The sequence below is a fragment of the Bhargavaea cecembensis DSE10 genome (genome assembly GCF_000348905.1).
Classification (GTDB): domain Bacteria; phylum Bacillota; class Bacilli; order Bacillales_A; family Planococcaceae; genus Bhargavaea; species Bhargavaea cecembensis.
In genome coordinates, this window is sequence record NZ_AOFT01000015.1 from 40,327 (window position 1) to 61,164 (window position 20,838).

Genomic DNA, 20,838 nt, shown 5'->3' on the forward strand with positions numbered 1-20,838 from the left:
ATTGTGACAAATGTGAACCTGCCGCCCATGGCGAATCGCCATGCTGTCCTGAAGAAATGGGATCAGAACGCCCACTCGCCGCCGCGGAGAATCGGTTCTGCCGTCCCGTCTTCAAGGATGCCGTCGATGTCCATCTTGTCGGAGCCGATCATGAAATCAACGTGGGTGATGCTCTGGTTGAGTCCGTGCTTTTGCAGTTCTTCGCTGCCCATCTCCTTGCCGCCTTGGATGCAGAAGGCATACGCGCTTCCGATCGCCAGGTGGTTCGAGGCGTTCTCGTCGAACAGCGTATTGTAGAAGAGCAGGCCGGATGTTGAGATCGGCGAGGAATGCGGGACGAGCGCGACTTCACCCAAGGACTTTGCCCCTTCATCCGCTTCGATGAGATGCTTCAGCACATCTTCGCCCTGCTCGGCCTCCACTTCCGTGATCCGCCCGTCCTTGAAGGTGATCTTGAAATTGTCGATGATGTTGCCGCCGTAGCTGAGCGGCTTCGTGCTGGAGACAAAGCCGTCGATGCGTTCCTTGTGGGGGACGGTGAATACTTCCTCGGTCGGCATGTTGGCCATGAACGTTGCCCCCTGGGCATTGATGCTGCCGGCACCTGCCCAGATATGGCCTTCCGGGAGACCGATGGTCAGGTCAGTGCCGGGAGCCGTGTAATGCAGCTTGGCGTATTTCTTCCTGTTCAGGTGCTCGGCTTTTTCGTGAAGCGTCTCATCGTGCTTTTTCCACGCTTCGACCGGGTCTTCCAGATCGGCTCTGACAGCCTTGAAGATGGCATCCCAAAGGGCAGGAACCTGATCCTTTTCAGGAAGATCGGCAAACACCTTGGCTGCCCACGCCTTGGAAGGTGCAGCGATGACCGTCCAGCTGACTTTGTCGGACTGGACCGCCTGGCGGTAGGCTTCCAGCGCCTGCCCGGCAGCTTTCTGGAAGTTGGCGATTCGCATCGGGTCGATTCCTTTCAGGAGATCGGGGCTCTGCGACACGATATTCATGAACGCAGCATTCATCCCGACCAGCTCTTCGCGCATCTTCGGAATCCAGGCAGGGAAGTCACTGAAGGAATCTTCCGGTGCCAGCTCATACCGGAGACGCGAAATTTCATCGTCCTGCCAGTCGACGACAACATGCCGGGCACCCGCTTCATACGCCTTTTTCGTTACGAGGCGAACGAATTCCGCGGACTCAGTCGAAGCACCGATATAAAGAGGTTGCCCGGGCTGGATATTGACGCCGACTTTCACTGCCAATTCTGCGTACTTGTCGAGATTTTCTTCAAATGTCCCCATATTCCAAATCCCCTTTCCGTTCTACCCATAGTCTACCAATAGCCGGGTATGGACGGCAACGGAAAATCCCCCGCCTGCCGAAGCAGCGCGGGGGACGGAGTATCGCTTATTTACGCAGGCTGCCAAGCTCGGCTGCAATCGCCTGCATCTCGCTCGGGCTGAAGTTGCTGCGTTTCATGACCATGTCATAGATGTCGCGCAGATCCTCGTAGTCGGATGTGTTGAAGTGTTCGGACTTCATCGCGTCGACATTGACCATGCGGAGCTTTTCCTTGATGGCGCTGATCATATACTCCACGTTTTCCGCAGTGGGATTGGTTAGGTCCATAGTTGATGTTCCTGCCTTTCATCGGATTGCCATCATTCTCACACTAATAGAATGCAAAGTCAAACAGCCTCCGGGAAGCATGGCATCCCGGAGGCTGTGTGGTGTGGCATTTATTCGCCGGAAGAGTTGACGGCCGGAACAGCAGCCAGTTCCGCAGCTTTCTCTTCCTTGATTTTGTTCTGGAAGCGCTTGGTCTCTGCCACGATGACACCGGACAGGCCGAGAAGGCCGATCAGGTTCGGGATGGCCATGAGCCCGTTCATGACATCGGAGAAGAGCCAGACCACATCAAGCGTGGCAGTGGCGCCGAAGTAGACGACAACCACGAATACCAGGCGGTAGAATTTGAGCAGTTTCGGATTCGGGAAAAGATACTGGAAGCACTTTTCTCCGTAGTAGGCCCATCCGAAAATCGTGGAGGCGGCGAAGAAGACGATGCCGAGCCCGACAATATACTGGCCTGCATCTCCGAAGAAGGTACCGAACGCCATGGCTGTGAGCGTTCCTGCTTCGGCCCCTTCTTCTTGCCACGCGCCGGACATGACGATGGTAACGCCGGTAATCGAGCAGATGATCAAGGTATCGAACAGCACCTGGGTCATCGAGACGAGCGCCTGTCGCCCAGGCAAATCCGTGCGGGCTGCTGCAGCTGCAATCGGCGCAGAACCGAGACCGGCCTCGTTCGAAAAGAGACCGCGGGCAATCCCGAAGCGGATGGCTGCACCGACCGCGCCGCCCGCGAACGACTCAATGCCGAACGCATACGAGAAGATCGTGGCGAATGCAGCAGGAACAAGATCGAAATTCGTAATCATGACAATGGCACCGGCAATAAAGTAGAACAGAGCCATGATCGGGACGAAGAAGGCGGCCACCCGGCCGATCCACTTGATCCCGCCGAGGATAACGGCACCTGCAACGACCATCAGGACAAGGCCCGTGACCCAGTACGGCGTGTTGAAGTTCATGTTCATGGCATCTGCAACTGCCTTCGACTGGGTCCCGTTCCCGATGCCGAATGCGGCAAGCGTGCCGAACAGGGCGAAGCTGACTCCAAGCCAGCGCGCTTTCAGGCCATGTTCGAGATAGTACATCGGCCCGCCGGCCATTTGGCCGTTGGCATCCTTTGTACGGTATTTGACGGCAAGGATCGCTTCGCCGTATTTGGTGGCCATTCCGAAGAATCCGGCCAGCCACATCCAGAAGATTGCGCCCGGACCGCCGAGGACAACGGCGGTCGCGACGCCCACAATGTTGCCGACCCCGACGGTCGCCGCCATGGCGGTCATCAGTGCCTGGAACTGTGAAATATCGCCTTCCGCTTTTTTATCATGCTTGCGTGAGAATACCTGCTTCAGGGAATAGGGCAGTAATCGTACTTGAATAAATGCAAGCCTGAAGGTAAGGAAAATACCGGTTCCTACAAGCAGGACGAGCAGCCATGGCCCCCACACAATGCCGCTCAGCGATCCCAAGAAATTCTCGATAGCTTCCATTTTTGTTCCCCCTTTTTCTTAGTGGTCGTTTCCCCCATAAGATGTTGCCTTCCTGTGAAATCTGCTCTATATCACCTACTGTTCTATATCACCTTAGTACTAATATTCCGAAAGTTCCGCTCTCCCGTCAAGACCCAATTTTAAAATGGGCTTTGGCGACCTTGTTTGTGCCCGGAAAAGTGAGGGTATAATGGAGTATGCAAATAGTCTAAACCACAGTTATGGAGGGATTTTCAATGGCAGGAAGCAAATTTGGCAAAATGGTGCTCATCGGTGCGCTTACCGGTGCGGTCATCAGCATGTTCGACAGGACGACACGTTCCGAAATGTCACGCCGTGCAAAAGGGCTCGGCGAGGATGCAAAGTACTATATGAAGAATCCGGACGTTCTCCGCTGGAAGATTCAGGACAAATCAGACAAACTGAAGGCGCTCTACGAGCAGTTCGACTCGGATAAGCAGTATCTTCAGTCGAAGGCGTCCGAGCTGAAGCAACTGACGCCGACGGTCAAGACGCTGGTGGAGGATACGAAGACGGCGTTCGTCGACTCGAAGGATGCGGTCATGGAAGCAAAAGACGACTACAAGCAGATGGCATCTGAAGCGATCAAGGGCGGCCACCCGGGTACGGACGAGACATTCGTACCGGAAGAGGCTTACCGGGAAGGCCAGGTAGACGGAGGCGCGATGGGCGGAAGCACATCAAAAGGAACATTCGTGCCGGAAGAGGCATACCGGGAAGGTCAAGTGGCCGGGGAAGCCAGAGACAATATGAAAAACTGATGCATGGGAAGGGGGCGGATGACAGATGGCGGATGAAAAGAAGTTGGACACGGGTGCGGAAAACCCGGACAACCGGGACGACAGCCTGAAAGACAAAGTGATGGGGTTTGTCGAGGACGTGAAGGAAGGTGACCTGGAGCGCTTCGATGTGACGACACGCCAGGGCTTCTTCAAGGAACTCATCACCCGGATCAAGCTGGTGGACGTCGTCGGGCTGGGCTCGCAGCTTGCCTACTTCTTTCTTCTATCCCTGTTTCCGCTCCTTATCTTTATGCTTACGCTTTTGCCTTACCTGAACATCGACCATTCGGCACTTTTTGACTTCATCAAAGAGTATGCCCCGACAAATGTCTATAACATTATCGAGAATACGCTGGGCGAAGTGCTGGACAATCGCAGCGGCGGCCTGCTGTCGCTCGGTATCATCGGCACGATCTGGTCCGCGTCCAACGGAATGAATGCGCTGACCCGGGCGCTTAACCAATCGTATTTTTCCCATGAGAGACGGTCATTCATCAAGAAGCGGGTCCTGTCGATCGTGTTCACCCTCATGCTGATTGCAGTGGTCGCGGTCGCCCTGGTGCTCCCGGTATTCGGGGAACAGATCGGCAAGACCATCTTCTCTTATATGGGATTGGATGAGGCGTTCCTGACGGTCTGGAACAGCATCCGCTGGACCATTCCGCCGCTTCTGATCTTCGCGGTGTTCACGCTGGTTTATTGGCTGGTGCCTGCGGCCAAAGTCAGGATCAGGGATGCCCTGCCGGGTGCGGTGTTCGCGACAGTCGGATGGATTCTTTCCTCACTGGCATTCTCGTTCTATGTCAGTAACTTCGCGAATTATTCCAACACGTACGGCAGCATCGGGGGCATCATCGTGCTCATGATCTGGATGTATCTCTCGTCGATCATCCTGATTCTCGGAGGACAGGTAAATGCTGTCATGCAGGAAAGACGGGAAGAAAATGAAGCAAAAGCCAAAAGCGGCGCTGTCGGGGTATGACCCCGGCAACGCCGCTTTTTTATAATCAGTTATTCTTAAGGTCCGAAAACTCACGGCAGCCATTGCCGGTTCAGTTTTCGCTATTTTTCAGCTGAGCCACTTTGGCGTCGATTTCGTCGATCATCGAAATCAGCCGGTCGATTTCCTCCAGGTCAGCCGTTTCCGGCTCCAGGTCATCAAGCGTCTCTAGAAAGTCGTTGAGCCGTTCCTTCAGCAAGTCCACCTGCTGCTTGTGTTCAGTCGGTTCCATCAGTACACCTCAATTCCTAACGTAGATTTTAAAGGGAAACTGTGCGGGAATCAATGCCCGGCAGAAATGCACATGGGGATAGTGCTTTACCTGTCTTTACCCGGCAATCCGGGGAACGATGCCGGCGGAAAAAAATTCTAAAAAATGATGATTGAATATTTACAAAAGTTTAATAACGTGTTAACATGAACTTAACTTAAACACAGAGGGGAGGCCAAGGTGAAAAAGTCGGAATTGAAATCCTGAACGAAAGCGAAGGAGGGGATTCGGACATTTCACGGACGTACGCGTCCCTTGAATACGATTAAAAATGGACAATTTAAATAGGTGCAATAGAAGCTGAAGCCCAGCCGTCCGGAACGCCGGAGGGACTGGGCTTTCTTAATGTGCTTTTTGATTGGGTTCAGCTGATGACTTCATAAGTTTCCCGGATGTCGATGGCGTCTTTTACGGACTGGACCATCGAGCAGTTTTTGGCCGTGAGTTCCATGACTCGGGGCATCTTGGACTCCTCGATCTCAGCCCCCCTGATTGTAAAGTGGAGATGGATGCGTTCGACCCGGTCAGCAATGTCGGGGTTCCGTTGCACTTCTTTCACTTCAATCCGGATGTCTTCCGCAGGCATGCGCATTTTTTGGAGTACTTTCCTCATTACGCCTCCGCTGCAGACCGCAACCGATGAGACGAGCAGCTGGTAGGGGCGGAAGCCATGCTCATCCTTGGGCGAGATGGACAGTGTGCCGAACTGCGTAGCAGTTTCAAAGCCGTGTTCAGTCATGGAAAACTTCATCTGGATCCCTCCTTGGTATGATAGAATTGTACAGGATTTAACTGCCGGATTCGAATGGAATGCCGGCACGGGAGGCTTCATCAGTGGCTGCACGGCTTTCGGAAAGGACGAGATTCTGGATTCTCGTCATTATCGTATCCATATCAGGGTTTTCGCAGGGCATGCTCCTGCCGCTGATTTCCGTCATTTTCGAGCAGGACGGAATCTCATCCACGTTGAACGGACTGAATGCGACAGGCCTTTATATCGGGACATTGCTCATTTCCCCGTTCATGGAAGCACCGCTCCGGCGGTTCGGCTACAAGCCGGTCATCGTCGTGGGCGGTCTGACCGTGTTCCTGGCGCTTTTCCTGTTTCCGCTCTATAAAAGCGTGACCTTCTGGTTTATCCTCCGCCTGCTGATCGGAATGGGGGACAACGCCCTTCACTTCGCCACCCAAACGTGGATCACAAGCACATCCCCTCAGGCGAGGCTCGGGCGGAACATCGCCGTCTACGGACTCATGTTCAGTGCCGGTTTCGCTGTCGGCCCGCTTTTCGTGCCGATGATCGGCATATTTGAAGGGCTGCCGTTTATCGTGTCGGGCGCCCTCTGCATGGCGGCCTGGTCGCTCGTCTTTTTCCTGGACAACGACCGGCCGGAAGCGGTCCAGGAAAAGGAAGCGGCGATGCCGTTCCACAAAAGGGTGCTCACGACGATGAAATATGCGTGGGTCGCGTTCATCCCGCCATTCGGATACGGTTTCCTGGAGTCTTCTCTGAATGCCATCTACCCGGTGTATGCCCTCCGGACGGGAATCGATGTCGGCATGGTTTCAGTCATCCTCGCATCCTTCTCGGTCGGGGCGATCCTGTCCCAGATTCCCCTCGGCATGCTGAGTGACCGGATCGGCCGCCGAAATGTGCTGCTTCTTGCGCTGATCGGCGGAACCGTCGCGTTCTTAGGGGGCGGCCTGGCCGGCAGCAGTGAATGGGGTGTGCTCGCTGCCGTCATGATCGCCGGGATGCTCGTCGGCTCCACGTTCACGCTCGGGATCGCCTACATGACCGACCTTACACCGAAGCCGTTTCTTCCGATGGGCAATCTTCTGTGCGGGATCTTCTTCAGCATCGGGAGCCTGACAGGCCCGATCCTGGGCGGTGTCATCGTCGAGTCTGGCACGGATTATCTGACCTTTATCTCGCTGTTCGTCGCTGCGCTTTTTGCCGTGTTCCTGTTCGGGAGGACGAAACCGATAAAGGCGTACTGATTAAATCCGTGCATCCAAAATACATACATGAGAAACGGCAAGGACGCGGGAGTCCTTGCCGTTATTATTGACTTACAGATCCGGCATGAATGCCTCTTCCACCAGCCCGTCAAGCGTTCCGAATGTGTAGCCCTGCTTTTTGGCGTCACGGATAAAGTCAGGGAGTCCGTCGGAGTTGTCCGGGGAGACGGTATGCATGAGGACCACTGCACCCGGATGAAGCTGCTTCATCAGCTCATTATAAGCATACTGGCCGCCCAGCTTCCGGTCACGGTGCCAGTCGACGAACGCGACCGACCAGAAGATATGGCGATAGCCAAGCTTGTTGCCGGTCTTGAGAACCTGAGCGTTGAAAATGCCTTCAGGCGGCCGGGCGTAGTGCGTCCGCTTCACGCCGGCGACTTCCCTCAGGCGGTCGTCAAATTTTTTCCACTCGGCTTCCATCTCCGCGGGAGACATTTTCGCCATGTTCGGGTGTCCGTATGAGTGGTTGCCGATCGTGTGTCCGTCCTTGACCATCCGGTTAACGAGATCGCCGGCGCTTTCCAGATAGTGTCCGGTAAGGAAGAACGTCGCAGAGATGTTTTCTTTTTTGAGCGTATCGAGGATCGCTTCGGTGTAACCGGCCTCATAGCCGTTGTCGAACGTGAGATAAATGACCTTTTTGTCCGGCGACCCTTTATAGAGGGCACCATGCTCTTCAAGGAGGGCGTTCATCTCCGCGCCCGCATCCGGCGGAACCCCGCCGGTCGCCTTTTTGAAGCCCCAGTGGAACTCGCCTGCCGCCGCAGCAAACGGGCTCATCACCAGCCCCGCGGCGATCAGGACCGCCGCCAGCGCGATGCCGGCGAGATGGTTTCTGATCATAAAAAACGCAACCTTTCGTTTTTCGTTAGGTTGCGCAGCCGGCGAGGAATTATTCGCTGATCAGAATGTCACGAAGCGCTTCGTCCGCGTCGGGAAACCGGAAGCGGAAACCGTGGCGGCCGAGTTTTGACGGGGCGACGCGCTGGCCCTCCAAAACGAGCTTGCTTTTTTCTCCGAGAGCCGCTTTCAACGCGAATGCAGGGACCGGCAAAAAGTGTGGCCTGCCGAGCACGCGGCCGACCGACCGGCCGAAATCTTTCATCCGGAGCGGATTCGGCGCGACGGCGTTGACAGCGCCTGAGACCGCTTCGTTTTCAATAGCAAACAGGATGGCGCGTGCGGCATCCAGAACATGGATCCAGCTGACCCACTGGCGTCCGGAACCGACCGTCCCGCCGGCAAAGAGCCGGTACGGCAATGCGATCAGCGGCAGGGCACCTTCATCTTTGCCCAGGATCACGCCGAACCGCATAAACACGGTCCGGACCCCATCTTTACGGGCTTCCGCCGCCCGATGCTCCCAAGTTTTTACGACGTCAGCAAGAAAATCGTTGCCGGCGGGTCCTTCTTCATTGTAGATGGCGGTTTCGGACGTCGGATAAAGACCGATTGCACTTGCATTCACGAGAACACCCGGCTTGTTTTTCATCGACCGGATGATCCTGACCACCTCGTCAGTTGCTGCGATCCGGCTCGTGAGGATGTCCTGTTTCCTGCGTTCTGTCCATCTGCCGGAATTGATCGAGGTGCCTGCCAGGTTGACCAATGCATCAACCGGACCGAGTTCCTGTTCCGGCCTGGCGCCGTCCGTGAGGTACCCGATCAGGCGGGAATTTCCTGCTGCAGGGCGCCTTGTCAGGATCAGCACTTCGTGACCGTTGTCTTCCAGCAGCCCGGCCAGGACTGAACCAAGGAATCCCGTCCCGCCCGCGATGGCGACTCTCATATCCGCATCCCTCCATTTTCAACCAGTATACCCGTTTTTGCTTTCGTGCCGCATGGATGAAGGAATCTCTCCGAACAGGTATAATGGGAAGGATAGATTGGGGGTACGGAAATGCCCGAAATCACCAAGATTTCAACGCAGAAAAACAATGCGGAACGATATAATATCTTTCTCGACGGAAAATACGCATTCAGTGCCGATGAGCAGGTTCTGATCCAGTTCGGCCTCATGAAAGGGAAGGTGCTCGACGACTGGGAGATCGATGAGATCATCTTCGGGGATGAGATCCGCAAAGCTTATAATAAGGCGCTGCACTTTCTCGGATTCCGGATGCGCAGCGAGCATGAGGTAAAAGAGAAGCTGATGGCGTCAGGGTTCGGCGAGGCGGTGGCGCTGGAGGCGATCAGCAAGCTGAAGGAGCAGAAGTTCCTGGATGACGACTCGTTTTCAAAGGCGCTACTCGAGACCCGCAAACGGACCGCCAAAAAAGGCCCGGGAGCGATCAAACAGGAACTGGCCCGGAAAGGGATCAGCAAGGATCTTCAGGAAGAAGCTCTTGAAGCGTTTCCCGAGGAGGAGCAGCGGGAGCTGGCGATCGAGCTGGCGGCTAAGATCGCCGCACGCTCATCCGGGAAGACACCGCAGCAGATCCGCCAGAAAATCCAGGACTCACTGATGCGCAAAGGCTATTCCTACGATATCATCAGCTCGGCCATCGAGCGGATCGGATCCGAGCTTGAGCCCGGGGAAGATGAATGGGACGAGCTCACGGAGAAGACGGGCGAAAAAGCCTGGCGGACATACAGCAGAAAGCACAGCGGCAACGAGCTCCGGCGCCGCGTGCAGCAGGCGATGTACCAGAAAGGCATCCCGCCGGAGCGGATCAGCCGGTTCATCGAGGCGAAGGAGGAAGAAACGGAAGATGAATGAGAAAAACTACAGCGAAATGACCGAGCACGAACTCAGGCAGGAAATCGCCCGCCTGAAGGAAAAGGCCCGCAAGGCCGAACAGCTCGGCATCATCAATGAATTTGCGGTATACGAACGGAAGGCACTGATGGCACAGGCTTACATGATGGATCCTGATGAGTTTGTCCCGGGGGAAGTGTACCGGATCCTGGGTGATGAAGGGAACTTCTTCCAGGTGGATTACCTGAAGGGGCGTTTTGCCTGGGGCCACCGGCTCGGCGGTGAGCTGCATACGGAAGCGTTGCCGATCTCGATGCTCCAGAACCTCAAGAAAGGGAAGTGAACCGGATGTCACCGGATCTGATCGAACGCCTGGCGGCCCGCCTGATGGAGGGCAACGACCAGCTGTCGGCCCACAAGGCGAGGACCTGGATCGAACTCATGGCATCAGACATCGAATCCTCCTATGCCAAGGCCGGCTACGGGATGATGGAAGAGGAACAGGTTTCCCAGATGATCCTGCGCTGGATCGATGCCTACGGGAGCCGTCTCGACGAATTTGTCGCATCGAACCCGAGGATCAGGGAACTGCTCGGGGAAGACGGGATGCTGCACTAGAATCCGCACGATAAAACCGCCAGGCCATCCCGGCCCGGCGGTTTCCCTTGTAGGTTAGAGAATTCTAAAACTTTACTCTGTGGATCATATTATTCACTTGATGGCCACATCCAGCTCCAGCGCCCAGCAACTGGCAAACTTCACCCTTCTCCACTGCGATAAGTCAACATCGGCTCGTTCCTCACCGTGTTTCCTTTATCTCATTTCGAAGGGTTCCAGTTTGTACGTTGCTGAACGGGCGCTTGCGCTTTTGTTTTCAGCCCTCTTCGTGTGCGAAGCTGAGCTTTTTCCTTAATTTATCCTCGCTGAAGATCCAGCCGGTGAAAGAATTGCGGATCTCCATCTCCTCATCGATATGGGCGACGGCGACAAACGGATAATATTCCTTGCTGCGGTAGCGGAGGTCGATCAGCCGCACTTCGCAGACCGTCCCGAGGTCGGTGATCTCCCAGCGGTAGATCGGGGAGAATGCGATGAACGCCCGGAAATTCGGGTCTTCAAAAGCGGTTCTGACAAGTTCGTTGTCAGGGATCGGCCGCCGCGGGAATCTGTCGAGAATGGTGATGGAGCGGCCATATGCCCGGCCCACATAATGGTGGGTGTCGGAGCATGCCGCGATGCGCCACTGGTAAAACCGCATCGTCGGGGCGATGATGATGTCGCCCGCATCAGGTATCGTATTTCGGACGGCGTGGCGGACAGCTGCCTGGACGGAAAACCTGACTACATAGTACAGCGTCAGCAGCGCGTACAGGATCAGCATCGTCAAAACCGGGTCCGCCCCGAAAAACCAGGCGGCCAGCGCCACGATATGTGCAAAGAAGATGATCGGGTCAAAGGTGTTGATGACACCGAGTGCCACCCACTGTTGGGAAAACGGCCGGAGAGCCTGCGTCCCGTAAGAGTTGAAAATATCCACAAACACATGGAGAAAGACCGCAAGCTGTGTCCACAGCCAGAGATGGAGAAAATTCGCTTCCGGCAGGATCAGCGCGAGGGGGAGCGAGATGATGAACGGCCAGGCGAGGACCATCGGAATCCCGTGGGTGAATCCCCGATGGTTCCGGATATAGACCGCATTGTTCCTGAGCTTCAGGACGGTGTCCACATCCGGTGCCTGGGAGCCGAGCATGAGCCCCGCATAGACGGCGGTCGCCGTCGGGGCGTGCTCCGCCACAAGAGGGTCGGCCTGTGCAAGACCGCAAAGCGCAAGCCCCATGACAATATGGGTTCCCGTGTCCATCTGCGGCTTCCCCCTTTCTGCCTGGGCGCCTTTTCGGCGTCCGGAATCTACACACTAATATACCCGTGAATGTTTGAGCGTAATCGTAGCATACCACGATTAGGAGGCAATACGTGAAAACGTCAGATTGGAAACAAGAATTCCGGGAAGCGCTGACGGGCTGGTACCGCGAGGAAAAGCGGGACCTGCCGTGGCGGCACACCCGGAACCCGTATCATATCTGGATTTCGGAAGTGATGCTGCAGCAGACCCGTGTCGACACGGTCATTCCTTATTATGCCCGGTTCACCGAGCGCTTTTCAGATATGAAAGAACTTGCTTATGCACCGGAAGAGGAACTGATGAAAATGTGGGAAGGGCTCGGCTATTACTCGAGGGCCCGCAATCTGCAGTCATCCGTCAGGGAGGCCTATGAGACATACGGCGAGGTGCCGGCCGACCCGGAAAAGTTCGGTAAGCTGAAAGGAGTCGGACCCTATACAGAAGGGGCAGTCATGAGCATCGCCTATGGCATTCCGGCACCGGCGGTCGACGGAAACGTCATGCGTGTTTTGTCGCGCATCCTGCTGATCGAAGAAGACATCGCCAAGCCGAAGACCCGCCGCCTGTTCGAGGAAGCTGTCATGGAGCTGATCGACAGGGAAGATCCGTCCTCGTTCAACCAGGGAATGATGGAACTCGGCGCCGTCATCTGCACACCGAGGCGGCCCAAGTGCCTGCTCTGCCCGGTAAGGGATTTTTGCGGCGCTTACCACGAAGGAAGGGAAGAAGAGCTTCCCGTCAAATCAAAAAAGAAAAAACAGCAGTCTTTCCCTCAGACTGTTATAGCCCTCCGGGACCCGGAAGGCCGCTGGCTGATGGAGCAGCGGCCAGAGGAAGGGCTTCTCGCCGGCATGTGGCAGTTTCCGACGGCGGAAACCGCCGACCCGGAAGAAGCTGTCCGCATCATTTCCGGGCGCCATCGCCTGACAGTCGGCCCGATTGAGGAAGCGGTCCGATTCCGGCACGTGTTCACCCACCGGATCTGGGAAGTCACGGCATACGCCGCATCCGTGCCGGACCGGGGAACACCTGCGGACCGGAGCGGCTGGTTCCGGCCGGAAGAATTCGACATGCTTACTTTACCCAATCCGACGAAAAAGGTCCGGGCCGCGCTCGGGTTGTGATGTGTACATTCATCGGGAGATGGTGTACTTTCGTGAATCGTTGGTGTACTTTCCGGCAGTGATTGTGTGTTGCACGTTGGCCGGATGATGGGTGCGTTTCCCGGAAGAAGGCCGCGAAGCAGCCGGAGGATCACCCCTTAAAAAATGAAAAATAATCCAATTGAATATTTCACTTGCCTGCGAGCCATCTTAATGAGCACGGAGGTGAGAAATCCATGACGAAGAACAACGACAGGCAGCGTAACCAGCAGGATGAGCGCAACCAACGCAACAACCAGCGCAACAACCAGCAGCAGCCTCAGCGCGAAGAATTCGGCACTGAAACGGACATCCAGCAAGTCCGTAAACAGATCCGCAACGAAGAGTTCGGCTCTGAAACGGACGTGCAGCAGGTCCGTCGCCAAAACCAGCAGTCTGAAGCCAAAAAGCAACAGAACTCTGGTCGCGCGAACAACCGTTTCAACAAATAACGGAATGGATGGAAACCACCGGCCGGCGGGGCAAAAGCCCTGCCGGCTCTTTTTGATTTCGCTTTCAGGGGTTCATTGCTATAATGGAAAGATACAAAATCATTCCGAACAGCCGTCAGACAAAGGTGGGTTGATTATGGCAAACCCGAAAGAAGGGGAAACAGTCCAGATTCACAGCTACAAGCATGATGGGAAAATCCATCGGGTCTGGCAGGAAACGACGGTGCTGAAAGGAACTCGCAATGTAGTGATCGGAGCAAACGAGCGCACGCTGGTCATTGAATCCGACGGCCGCACATGGCTGACAAGGGAACCCTCAATCGTCTATTTCCACGCGCAGCACTGGTTCAATATCATCTGCATGCTGAGGGACGACGGCGTCTATTACTACTGCAACATGAGCTCTCCATTCGTCTTCGACAACAACACGGTCAAGTACATCGACTATGATCTGGATGTGAAGGTATTCCCGGACATGTCGTACAACATTCTGGATGAGGATGAGTATGAAGACCACAAGGCGGAGATGAGGTATCCCGACGTCATCGACAAAATCCTGAAGCGCAACGTCGATAAACTGATCGGATGGATCAAGCAGCGGCGCGGCCCATTCGCACCGGACTTCATTGACGTCTGGACATCCCGTTACGAATTCCAGAAACAGTTCCAGACACGGAAATGACAGCCTGCCCCATATCCGGGCGGGCTGTTCCGTTGTCTTTATTGAAAGGATGATGCAGCATCGGCAGCATGAAACGGTACATGGCGTTCGTCAAACCGTACACCTGGATGATTATCCTCACGCTACTCATCGGGATTCTGAAGTTTGCAATCCCGCTTTTCATCCCTTATCTCATCAAGATCGTCATTGATAACATCATCATCGTGGACACGCTGAGCGCGGCGGAAAAGCGGGAACAGCTTATCTGGTGGCTGGGCGGCACGATGCTGCTGTTCTTCCTCGTCCGTCCGCCGGTCGAGTATTTCCGGCAGTATTACGCCCAGTACACGTCGAACAAGATTCTCTTCGATATCCGCAGCCAGATCTACGAACATCTTCAGAAACTGAGCCTCAGGTATTATTCCAATACAAGGGCGGGCGAGGTCATCTCCCGGGTCATCAATGATGTCGAGCAGACAAAAAACTTTGTCATGATCGGCCTTATGAACGTCTGGCTCGATCTGGCCACGATCCTGATCGCGGTCGGAATCATGCTGACGATGGACGTGAAGCTGACTCTCGTGACGCTGCTTGCCTTCCCGTTCTACGCGTGGAGCGTCAAGCATTTCTTCGGCCGGCTGCGCGAACTGACCCGTGCACGTTCCCAGGCGCTGGCAAACGTCCAGAGCTACCTGCATGAGCGGGTGTCCGGAATGAGCGTCATCAAGAGCTTTGCGCTCGAAAAGCGGGAAAAGGGGCTGTTCGATGAAACGAACGGAGAATTCCTCGATGCCGCGATCGACCATACAAAGTGGAATGCAAAGGCATTCGCCGTCGTCAACACGATTACCGATGTCGCGCCGCTTCTGGTCATCGCCTATGCGGGCTGGCATGTGATCGGCGGCGACCTGTCGATCGGGACGATGGTCGCGTTTATCGCCTACATCGACCGCCTGTATAATCCGCTCCGACGGCTTGTCAACTCGTCCACGACGCTCACCCAGTCGATTGCCTCGATGGATCGCGTGTTCGAGCTGATGGATGAAGGATATGACATTACCGACAGACCGGGCGCATCCGTCATGCCGGAAGCCAAGGGCAAAGTGGAGTTCGACCATGTCCGCTTCCGGTATGAGGAGGAAGCGGGAGATGTGCTGAGGGGCATCAACCTCACTGTCCGCCCGGGAGAAACGATTGCGTTCGTCGGCATGAGCGGGGGAGGTAAGTCGACGATCATCAGCCTGATCCCGCGGTTCTATGATGTGACCGGCGGGGCGGTCCGGATCGACGGCTATGATATCCGCGATGTGACGGTCCGTTCCCTCCGGAAGAATATCGGCATCGTCCTGCAGGACAACCTGCTGTTCAGCGCGTCGGTCAAATCGAATATCCTGATGGGCAAGCCCGATGCCACTGAAGAAGAAGTGATTGCGGCCGCGAAAGCCGCGAACGCGCACGCCTTCATCATGGGCCTCCCGGAAGGTTACGACACGGAAGTCGGTGAGCGCGGCGTCAAGCTTTCCGGCGGGCAAAAGCAGCGGATCGCGATCGCCCGCGTATTCCTCAAGAATCCGCCGATCCTGATTCTGGACGAAGCGACTTCGGCGCTTGACTTGGAAAGCGAAGCACTGATCCAGGACTCGCTGGAACGGCTCGCCCATGACCGGACCACCATCATCGTGGCCCACCGCCTCTCCACGATCACCCATGCAGACAACATCTTTGTCATCGACCACGGTGAACTCAAGGAAAGCGGCACCCATGCCGAACTGCTGAAGCGGGGCGGCATCTACCACGACCTGTTCCAGGTCCAGGAACTCGGCACACCGGAAAAGTAAACTGCCAAAATAAAATCTATCCCGTTTCTCATACGAGAAGCGGGATTTTTGCCATTTCGGGACTTTTTCACCATGTAAGAGGTATGACTTCCAAAGAAAGTCTTGAATCTCTGGTAAGGATTTGTATAATAAGAGAACGCAGAATCGTCAGAAAAATGAAAGCGCATGCACTTTATGAGCAGGGAAAACCTGCATAGAGACAAAGGGGGAGACGGCATGGACAGCCGACAGAAAGTGCTCGAGGTGAGCGGGCTGCGTACGTCATTCTTCACGGACGGGGGCGTCGTGCCGGCGGTGGACGGAGTGGATTTTGATCTGTACCGCGGCGAGGTGCTCGGAATCGTGGGGGAATCCGGCTGCGGAAAGAGTGTCACATCGCTTTCCGTCATGGGGCTTGTCCCCAATCCGCCCGGCAAAGTGACCGGAGGGGAGATTCTGTACGGGGGAACGGATCTTCTGAAACTCAATGAGCGGAAAATGCGCAAAGTCCGGGGGAATGAAATCGCGATGATTTTTCAGGAGCCGATGACGTCGCTGAACCCGCTGTTCACGATCGGGGATCAGATGATCGAGCCGCTCCGCATCCATCGAAAAATCAGCAAGAAGGCAGCCCGGGGCAAGGCGGTCGACATGCTCCGGCTCGTCGGCCTTCCTCGGGCCGGGGAAATCATGGACGAATATCCGCATCAGCTGTCGGGCGGAATGCGGCAGCGGGTCATGATCGCGATGGCGCTGATCTGTGAGCCGAAAGTGCTGATCGCCGATGAGCCGACGACTGCACTGGACGTGACGATCCAGGCGCAGATCCTCAAGCTCATGAAAGACCTGAACGAACGGCTGGATACGGCGGTTCTTCTTATTACGCATGACCTCGGAGTCGTCGCGGAAACATGCAGCAGGGTCATCGTCATGTATGCCGGCAAGGTGGTCGAAGAAGGTCCGGTCGGGGAAATTTTCAGGAATCCCCAGCACCCGTACACCGAGGGGCTGCTGAAATCAGTGCCGGACATGCGGTTCAAGCAGGAGCGGCTCGACCCGATCCCGGGCAATGTCCCGCGGCCCGGGTCGATCAAAACGGGTTGCCGTTTCGCGGCGCGCTGCCCGTATGCGTTCGGGCGGTGCACAGAGGAAGATCCCGACCTTTACGATACGGGAGACGGCCACCGTGCCCGCTGCTTCCTGAGAGAAAGAAAGGAGGCGGCCGCATATGAAGGAGCCCTTGCTGAAGGTTGAAGGGCTGAAAAAGCACTTCCCCGTCAAAAAAGGCGCGCTCGGCCGTGTGAAAGGGCATGTCAAGGCGGTCGACGGCGTCAGCTTCGATGTGATGACGGGCGAGACACTCGGCATCGTCGGCGAGTCCGGCTGCGGAAAGTCGACGACGGGCCGGCTTCTGATGCGGCTTCTGGAGCCGACCGAAGGAAAAGTCATCTTCGACGGCAGGGAGCTGACCGCCCTTGGCGGCGATGAGATGAGGAAGATGCGCAGGGATATCCAGATGGTCTTCCAGGATCCTTACGCATCACTGAACCCCCGGCATACGATCGGAAAAATTCTCGAGGAGCCGCTGCTCGTTCATGGGGTGAAGGATCCGAAAGAACGGAAACGGAAGGTGCGGGAGTTTCTCGAGATTGTCGGGCTGAGCGGCTATCATGCCACCCGGTACCCGCACCAGTTCAGCGGGGGCCAGCGCCAGCGGATCGGCATCGCGAGGGCGCTCATGACGAACCCGAAGCTGATCATTGCGGATGAGCCGGTATCGGCGCTCGACGTTTCGATCCAGTCCCAGGTGCTGAACCTGATGCAGGATCTGCAGCGGGAGTTCGGGCTGACGTATATCTTCATTTCGCATGACCTCAGTGTCGTCCGGCACATCAGCGACCGGGTGGCGGTCATGTATCTGGGCCGCATCGTCGAGATTGCGGAAAGCGACCGGCTCTACGGGATGCCGCTCCATCCATATACACAGGCACTGCTTTCCGCGGTGCCCGTGCCGGATCCGGGCTTCGTCAGGGAGCAGATCGTCCTTGAGGGCGATATTCCGAGCCCGGCCGACCCGCCTCCGGGCTGCCCGTTCCATTCGCGCTGCCCGTTCAGGATGGATGTCTGCAAGTCAAACGTTCCGTCGCTGGCGGAACAGGAAACCGGTCATTCTGTCGCGTGTCATCTCTATACGGAGGAAGCACGCGGCGATGATAATAAAACACTAGTGACGGAGGGGTCATTGTGAAAAAGGGGAAATTCTGGACGCTTGCCGTCCTGCTGATCGTCTCCATGGTCCTCGCGGCCTGCCAATCAGGCAACGGCGAGGAAGCCGGGACGGAAGGGGAAAGTGCAGGCGAGAGCAGTGGGGGAAGCAAGACACTCGTCTTCGGACGCGGCGGTGACTCCGTCTCGCTCGATCCGTCCCGTGTGACGGACGGCGAATCGATGAAAGTCGCAGCCAACATCTTTGAGACACTGATCAATTTCGGCGAGCAGGACACGACGCTCCAGCCGGGCCTTGCTAAAGAATGGGAGGCGTCGGAGGATGGCCTGACCTATACACTCCAGCTTGAGGAAGGCGTCAAATTCCACGACGGCACCGACTTCAATGCGGAAGCGGTCGTGAAGAACTTCGAACGCTGGGCGAACGGGGATGCCGACACCTTCCCTTACTACCAGTCGATGTTCGGCGGCTTCAAGGGGGATGAGGGCCATGTCATCGAAGCGGTGACTGCAGAGGGAGACCATACGGTCGTCTTCACGCTGAAGCGCCCGCAGGCTCCGTTCCTGAAAAACCTCGCGATGACGATGTTCGGCATCGGCAGCCCGGAGGCATTCGAGGCGGACGCTGAAGGATTCGGTGAAAATCCGGTCGGCACCGGACCGTTCAAGTTTGTCGAGTGGAAACGCAATGATTCGATCACGATCGAGAAAAACGAAGAATACTGGAAGGAAGGCCTTCCGAAACTGGACCGTGTCGTCTTCCGTTCCATTCCGGACAACGGTGCACGGCTGAACGCACTTATCACGGGTGACATCGACCTTGCTGACGGCATCAATCCATCCGACCAGGCGACCATCAGCGATGATGACAACCTGCAGCTGTTCGAGCGCCCGTCGCTCAACATCGGATACCTCGGCATGACGGTGACGCGCGAGCCGTTCGGCGACAAGCTTGTCCGCCAGGCATTCAACCATGCGATCGACAGGCAGGCGATCATCGATGCATTCTTCGAGGGAGCGGCAGAGCCTGCGAAAAACCCGATCCCGCCGTCGATCCCTGCGTATAACGACAGCATCGAGGGCTACGAGTATGACCCTGAGAAAGCAAAAGAACTTCTTGCGGAGGCAGGCTACCCGGATGGCTTCGAGATGGAGCTGTGGGCAATGCCGGTACCTCGTCCGTACATGCCGGACGGCGCGAAAGTGGCGGAAGTCATCCAGAAGAACCTTGCCGACATCGGCGTGACAGCGGAAATCGTCTCCTATGAGTGGGCCACGTACCTTGAAAAGGCGAGCAAAGGGGAAGCGGACGCATTCCTTCTCGGCTGGACAGGGGACAACGGCGATGCGGATAACTTCATCTACGCCCTTCTTGACGGGGACAACATCGGCAGCAACAACTATACGTACTACGACAATGCCGAGCTTCACGACATCCTGATCGAGGCGCAGACCGAAGTGGACGAGGACACGCGGAACGAGCTGTATGCCAAGGCGCAGGAAATCATCCATGAGGACGCGCCGTGGGTGCCGCTCGCGCACTCGACACCGCTCCTCGCAGGTTCGGCGGACATCACCGGCTTCAAGGCGCATCCGACGGGTTCGGACATCTTGAGCAACGTCGACTTCAACTGATGGCAGGATGGGGAAGGGCGTAACCGCCTCTTCCCCTTTCCCATTCATAGAATCTGAACTCAGGGAGTGGTAACCATGCTCCAATACATCGGAAAGCGGCTGCTGCAGCTGATCCCGGTGCTTCTCGGCATGACATTCATCGTCTTCATGATCATCCGGGCAATTCCGGGCAATCCGGCGCAGGTCATCCTCGGCCAGCAGGCATCGCCTGAAGCGGTCGCCTCGCTTGAAGCCAAGCTCGGCCTTGACCAGCCGTGGTATACCCAGTATTTTGAATTTCTCGCCGGCATCCTGACGGGGGATCTGGGCGAGTCGCTAAGGACCCGGTCGCCTGTTGCGCAGGAGATCTGGCCGTACTTGGCGGCGACCATCGAGCTTGCGGTGTTCGCCATGATCATCGCGGTCATCGTCGGGGTCAATGCGGGCATCATCTCCGCCTGGTTCCAGAACTCGTGGTTCGATTACGCAGCGATGGTGATTGCCCTGATCGGGGTATCGATGCCGATCTTCTGGCTTGGCCTCATGGAACAGTGGATTTTCGGCATCGAGCTGAACATGCTGCCGACGACAGGACGCGAGGAAGTGCGGAATCCCGTCACCGCGATCACCGGGCTGTATGTGATCGATACGATCATCCAGGGGCGCTTTGACCAGCTGGGCGAAGTGATCAGGCACCTGATTCTGCCGGGAATCGCACTTGCGACCATCCCGATGGCGATCATCGCGCGGATGACACGCTCAAGCATGCTTGAAGTCATGCGCTCGGACTTTGTCCGGACGGCACGCTCGAAGGGGCAGCGGATGTCGCTCGTCGTGTACAAGCATGCACTCAAGAACGCCATCATCCCGGTGCTGACGGTCATCGGCCTGCAGATGGGGATCCTGCTCGGCGGGGCGATCCTGACCGAGACGATCTTCGGATGGCCGGGGATCGGCCGCTATATCTATGACGCGATCGGCTTCAGGGACTACCCGGTGATCCAGTCCGGCATCCTCGTCGTCGCGTTCATCTTTGTCATGATCAACCTGCTCGTCGACATCCTCTACAGTGTCGTCGACCCGCGCATCAAGTATGACTGAGGAAAG

22 protein-coding genes are annotated in these 20,838 nt (G+C 56.4%); 14 read left to right on the plus strand and 8 right to left on the minus strand.

Annotated elements, in window-relative coordinates:
• Window positions 1-62 precede the first annotated feature (62 nt).
• From C772_RS12705 to C772_RS12715, 3 genes are all read right to left on the minus strand, one after another.
• Window positions 63-1,295, minus strand: coding sequence for an aminopeptidase (locus C772_RS12705; RefSeq protein WP_008300552.1), 1,233 nt, complete (start codon window positions 1,293-1,295; stop codon window positions 63-65).
• A gap of 106 nt (window positions 1,296-1,401) precedes the next feature.
• The gene (locus C772_RS12710; protein WP_008300554.1) at window positions 1,402-1,623 is read right to left on the minus strand and encodes a DUF1128 domain-containing protein; all 222 of its coding nucleotides are present in this window, start codon (window positions 1,621-1,623) and stop codon (window positions 1,402-1,404) included.
• 110 nt (window positions 1,624-1,733) lie between these two features.
• A complete protein-coding gene (locus C772_RS12715) occupies window positions 1,734-3,119 on the minus strand; it encodes an alanine/glycine:cation symporter family protein (protein WP_008300556.1) in 1,386 nt (461 codons plus the stop codon).
• Window positions 3,120-3,355: 236 nt separating this feature from the next.
• On the opposite strand from C772_RS12715, the gene C772_RS12720 reads away from it, so the two are divergent.
• Window positions 3,356-3,901 carry a hypothetical protein gene (locus C772_RS12720; protein WP_008300558.1) on the plus strand — a complete coding sequence of 182 codons (546 nt, stop codon included), beginning with the start codon at window positions 3,356-3,358 and terminating at the stop codon, window positions 3,899-3,901.
• A 25-nt stretch (window positions 3,902-3,926) separates the two neighbouring features.
• Window positions 3,927-4,904, plus strand: coding sequence for a YihY/virulence factor BrkB family protein (locus tag C772_RS12725; protein WP_008300559.1), 978 nt, complete (start codon window positions 3,927-3,929; stop codon window positions 4,902-4,904).
• Window positions 4,905-4,974: 70 nt separating this feature from the next.
• On the opposite strand, the gene C772_RS12730 is transcribed toward C772_RS12725, so the two are convergent.
• Window positions 4,975-5,154: an SE1561 family protein gene (locus C772_RS12730; RefSeq protein WP_008300560.1), complete on the minus strand. Its 180-nt coding sequence runs from the start codon at window positions 5,152-5,154 to the stop codon at window positions 4,975-4,977.
• 403 nt (window positions 5,155-5,557) lie between these two features.
• Window positions 5,558-5,944 (minus strand): OsmC family protein, encoded by a 387-nt coding sequence (locus C772_RS12735; RefSeq protein WP_008300561.1) that lies wholly within the window; start codon window positions 5,942-5,944, stop codon window positions 5,558-5,560.
• Between the two features lie 59 nt (window positions 5,945-6,003).
• Between C772_RS12735 and C772_RS12740 the strand changes: the two genes are divergently transcribed.
• Window positions 6,004-7,194 (plus strand): MFS transporter, encoded by a 1,191-nt coding sequence (locus C772_RS12740; RefSeq protein WP_051059452.1) that lies wholly within the window; start codon window positions 6,004-6,006, stop codon window positions 7,192-7,194.
• Window positions 7,195-7,266: 72 nt separating this feature from the next.
• Here the strand turns inward: C772_RS12740 and C772_RS12745 are convergent, their stop codons facing one another.
• Both C772_RS12745 and C772_RS12750 read right to left on the minus strand, forming a co-directional pair.
• On the minus strand, window positions 7,267-8,061 hold the full coding sequence (locus C772_RS12745) for a polysaccharide deacetylase family protein (RefSeq protein ID WP_008300563.1): 795 nt from the start codon (window positions 8,059-8,061) through the stop codon (window positions 7,267-7,269).
• 49 nt (window positions 8,062-8,110) lie between these two features.
• A complete protein-coding gene (locus C772_RS12750) occupies window positions 8,111-9,007 on the minus strand; it encodes a TIGR01777 family oxidoreductase (RefSeq protein WP_008300564.1) in 897 nt (298 codons plus the stop codon).
• Between the two features lie 111 nt (window positions 9,008-9,118).
• Here C772_RS12750 and recX point away from each other — a divergent pair, with 111 nt between their 5' ends.
• Genes recX through C772_RS12765 form a run of 3 tightly spaced genes read left to right on the plus strand, consistent with a single transcriptional unit; the run spans window position 9,119 to window position 10,534 of the window.
• Window positions 9,119-9,937 (plus strand): recombination regulator RecX, encoded by an 819-nt coding sequence (recX, locus tag C772_RS12755; RefSeq protein ID WP_008300565.1) that lies wholly within the window; start codon window positions 9,119-9,121, stop codon window positions 9,935-9,937.
• Window positions 9,930-10,259, plus strand: a complete 330-nt coding sequence (locus tag C772_RS12760) for a YfhH family protein (RefSeq protein WP_008300567.1) — start codon at window positions 9,930-9,932, stop codon at window positions 10,257-10,259. Before recX ends, C772_RS12760 begins: the two co-directional genes overlap by 8 nt.
• A gap of 5 nt (window positions 10,260-10,264) precedes the next feature.
• Window positions 10,265-10,534 carry a YfhJ family protein gene (locus C772_RS12765; RefSeq protein ID WP_008300569.1) on the plus strand — a complete coding sequence of 90 codons (270 nt, stop codon included), beginning with the start codon at window positions 10,265-10,267 and terminating at the stop codon, window positions 10,532-10,534.
• A gap of 256 nt (window positions 10,535-10,790) precedes the next feature.
• Here the strand turns inward: C772_RS12765 and C772_RS12770 are convergent, their stop codons facing one another.
• Window positions 10,791-11,777, minus strand: coding sequence for a metal-dependent hydrolase (locus tag C772_RS12770; protein ID WP_008300571.1), 987 nt, complete (start codon window positions 11,775-11,777; stop codon window positions 10,791-10,793).
• Window positions 11,778-11,890: 113 nt separating this feature from the next.
• On the opposite strand from C772_RS12770, the gene mutY reads away from it, so the two are divergent.
• From mutY to C772_RS12810, 8 genes are all read left to right on the plus strand, one after another.
• The gene (gene mutY, locus C772_RS12775; RefSeq protein ID WP_008300573.1) at window positions 11,891-12,943 is read left to right on the plus strand and encodes an A/G-specific adenine glycosylase; all 1,053 of its coding nucleotides are present in this window, start codon (window positions 11,891-11,893) and stop codon (window positions 12,941-12,943) included.
• A gap of 215 nt (window positions 12,944-13,158) precedes the next feature.
• The gene (locus C772_RS16990; protein WP_008300574.1) at window positions 13,159-13,413 is read left to right on the plus strand and encodes a gamma-type small acid-soluble spore protein; all 255 of its coding nucleotides are present in this window, start codon (window positions 13,159-13,161) and stop codon (window positions 13,411-13,413) included.
• Between the two features lie 136 nt (window positions 13,414-13,549).
• Complete coding sequence (gene ntdP, locus C772_RS12785; protein WP_008300575.1) at window positions 13,550-14,095, plus strand: nucleoside tri-diphosphate phosphatase; 546 nt, start codon at window positions 13,550-13,552, stop codon at window positions 14,093-14,095.
• 59 nt (window positions 14,096-14,154) lie between these two features.
• A complete protein-coding gene (locus C772_RS12790; protein ID WP_035002399.1) occupies window positions 14,155-15,912 on the plus strand; it encodes an ABC transporter ATP-binding protein in 1,758 nt (585 codons plus the stop codon).
• Window positions 15,913-16,128: 216 nt separating this feature from the next.
• Window positions 16,129-17,145, plus strand: coding sequence for an ABC transporter ATP-binding protein (locus tag C772_RS12795; protein WP_008300577.1), 1,017 nt, complete (start codon window positions 16,129-16,131; stop codon window positions 17,143-17,145).
• A complete protein-coding gene (locus C772_RS12800; RefSeq protein ID WP_008300578.1) occupies window positions 17,120-18,139 on the plus strand; it encodes an ABC transporter ATP-binding protein in 1,020 nt (339 codons plus the stop codon). Before C772_RS12795 ends, C772_RS12800 begins: the two co-directional genes overlap by 26 nt.
• Entirely contained in the window at window positions 18,136-19,752 is a 1,617-nt protein-coding gene (locus C772_RS12805; protein ID WP_008300579.1) for an ABC transporter substrate-binding protein, read from the plus strand. Before C772_RS12800 ends, C772_RS12805 begins: the two co-directional genes overlap by 4 nt.
• A gap of 75 nt (window positions 19,753-19,827) precedes the next feature.
• Window positions 19,828-20,832, plus strand: a complete 1,005-nt coding sequence (locus C772_RS12810; protein ID WP_008300580.1) for an ABC transporter permease — start codon at window positions 19,828-19,830, stop codon at window positions 20,830-20,832.
• The last annotated feature ends 6 nt before the right edge of the window (window positions 20,833-20,838 follow it).

Coding starts and splice junctions, on each gene's coding strand:
- C772_RS12735 (WP_008300561.1), bottom strand. CDS start 5,944: ATGAAGTTTTCCATGACTGAACACGGCTTTGAAACTGCTACGCAGTTC.
- C772_RS12710 (WP_008300554.1), bottom strand. CDS start 1,623: ATGGACCTAACCAATCCCACTGCGGAAAACGTGGAGTATATGATCAGC.
- C772_RS12725 (WP_008300559.1), top strand. CDS start 3,927: ATGGCGGATGAAAAGAAGTTGGACACGGGTGCGGAAAACCCGGACAAC.
- C772_RS12740 (WP_051059452.1), top strand. CDS start 6,004: ATGCCGGCACGGGAGGCTTCATCAGTGGCTGCACGGCTTTCGGAAAGG.
- recX (WP_008300565.1), top strand. CDS start 9,119: ATGCCCGAAATCACCAAGATTTCAACGCAGAAAAACAATGCGGAACGA.
- C772_RS12765 (WP_008300569.1), top strand. CDS start 10,265: ATGTCACCGGATCTGATCGAACGCCTGGCGGCCCGCCTGATGGAGGGC.
- C772_RS12760 (WP_008300567.1), top strand. CDS start 9,930: ATGAATGAGAAAAACTACAGCGAAATGACCGAGCACGAACTCAGGCAG.
- C772_RS12730 (WP_008300560.1), bottom strand. CDS start 5,154: ATGGAACCGACTGAACACAAGCAGCAGGTGGACTTGCTGAAGGAACGG.
- C772_RS12750 (WP_008300564.1), bottom strand. CDS start 9,007: ATGAGAGTCGCCATCGCGGGCGGGACGGGATTCCTTGGTTCAGTCCTG.
- C772_RS12715 (WP_008300556.1), bottom strand. CDS start 3,119: ATGGAAGCTATCGAGAATTTCTTGGGATCGCTGAGCGGCATTGTGTGG.
- C772_RS12795 (WP_008300577.1), top strand. CDS start 16,129: ATGGACAGCCGACAGAAAGTGCTCGAGGTGAGCGGGCTGCGTACGTCA.
- C772_RS12745 (WP_008300563.1), bottom strand. CDS start 8,061: ATGATCAGAAACCATCTCGCCGGCATCGCGCTGGCGGCGGTCCTGATC.
- C772_RS12810 (WP_008300580.1), top strand. CDS start 19,828: ATGCTCCAATACATCGGAAAGCGGCTGCTGCAGCTGATCCCGGTGCTT.
- C772_RS12705 (WP_008300552.1), bottom strand. CDS start 1,295: ATGGGGACATTTGAAGAAAATCTCGACAAGTACGCAGAATTGGCAGTG.
- C772_RS12720 (WP_008300558.1), top strand. CDS start 3,356: ATGGCAGGAAGCAAATTTGGCAAAATGGTGCTCATCGGTGCGCTTACC.
- C772_RS12800 (WP_008300578.1), top strand. CDS start 17,120: ATGAAGGAGCCCTTGCTGAAGGTTGAAGGGCTGAAAAAGCACTTCCCC.
- ntdP (WP_008300575.1), top strand. CDS start 13,550: ATGGCAAACCCGAAAGAAGGGGAAACAGTCCAGATTCACAGCTACAAG.
- C772_RS12770 (WP_008300571.1), bottom strand. CDS start 11,777: ATGGACACGGGAACCCATATTGTCATGGGGCTTGCGCTTTGCGGTCTT.
- C772_RS16990 (WP_008300574.1), top strand. CDS start 13,159: ATGACGAAGAACAACGACAGGCAGCGTAACCAGCAGGATGAGCGCAAC.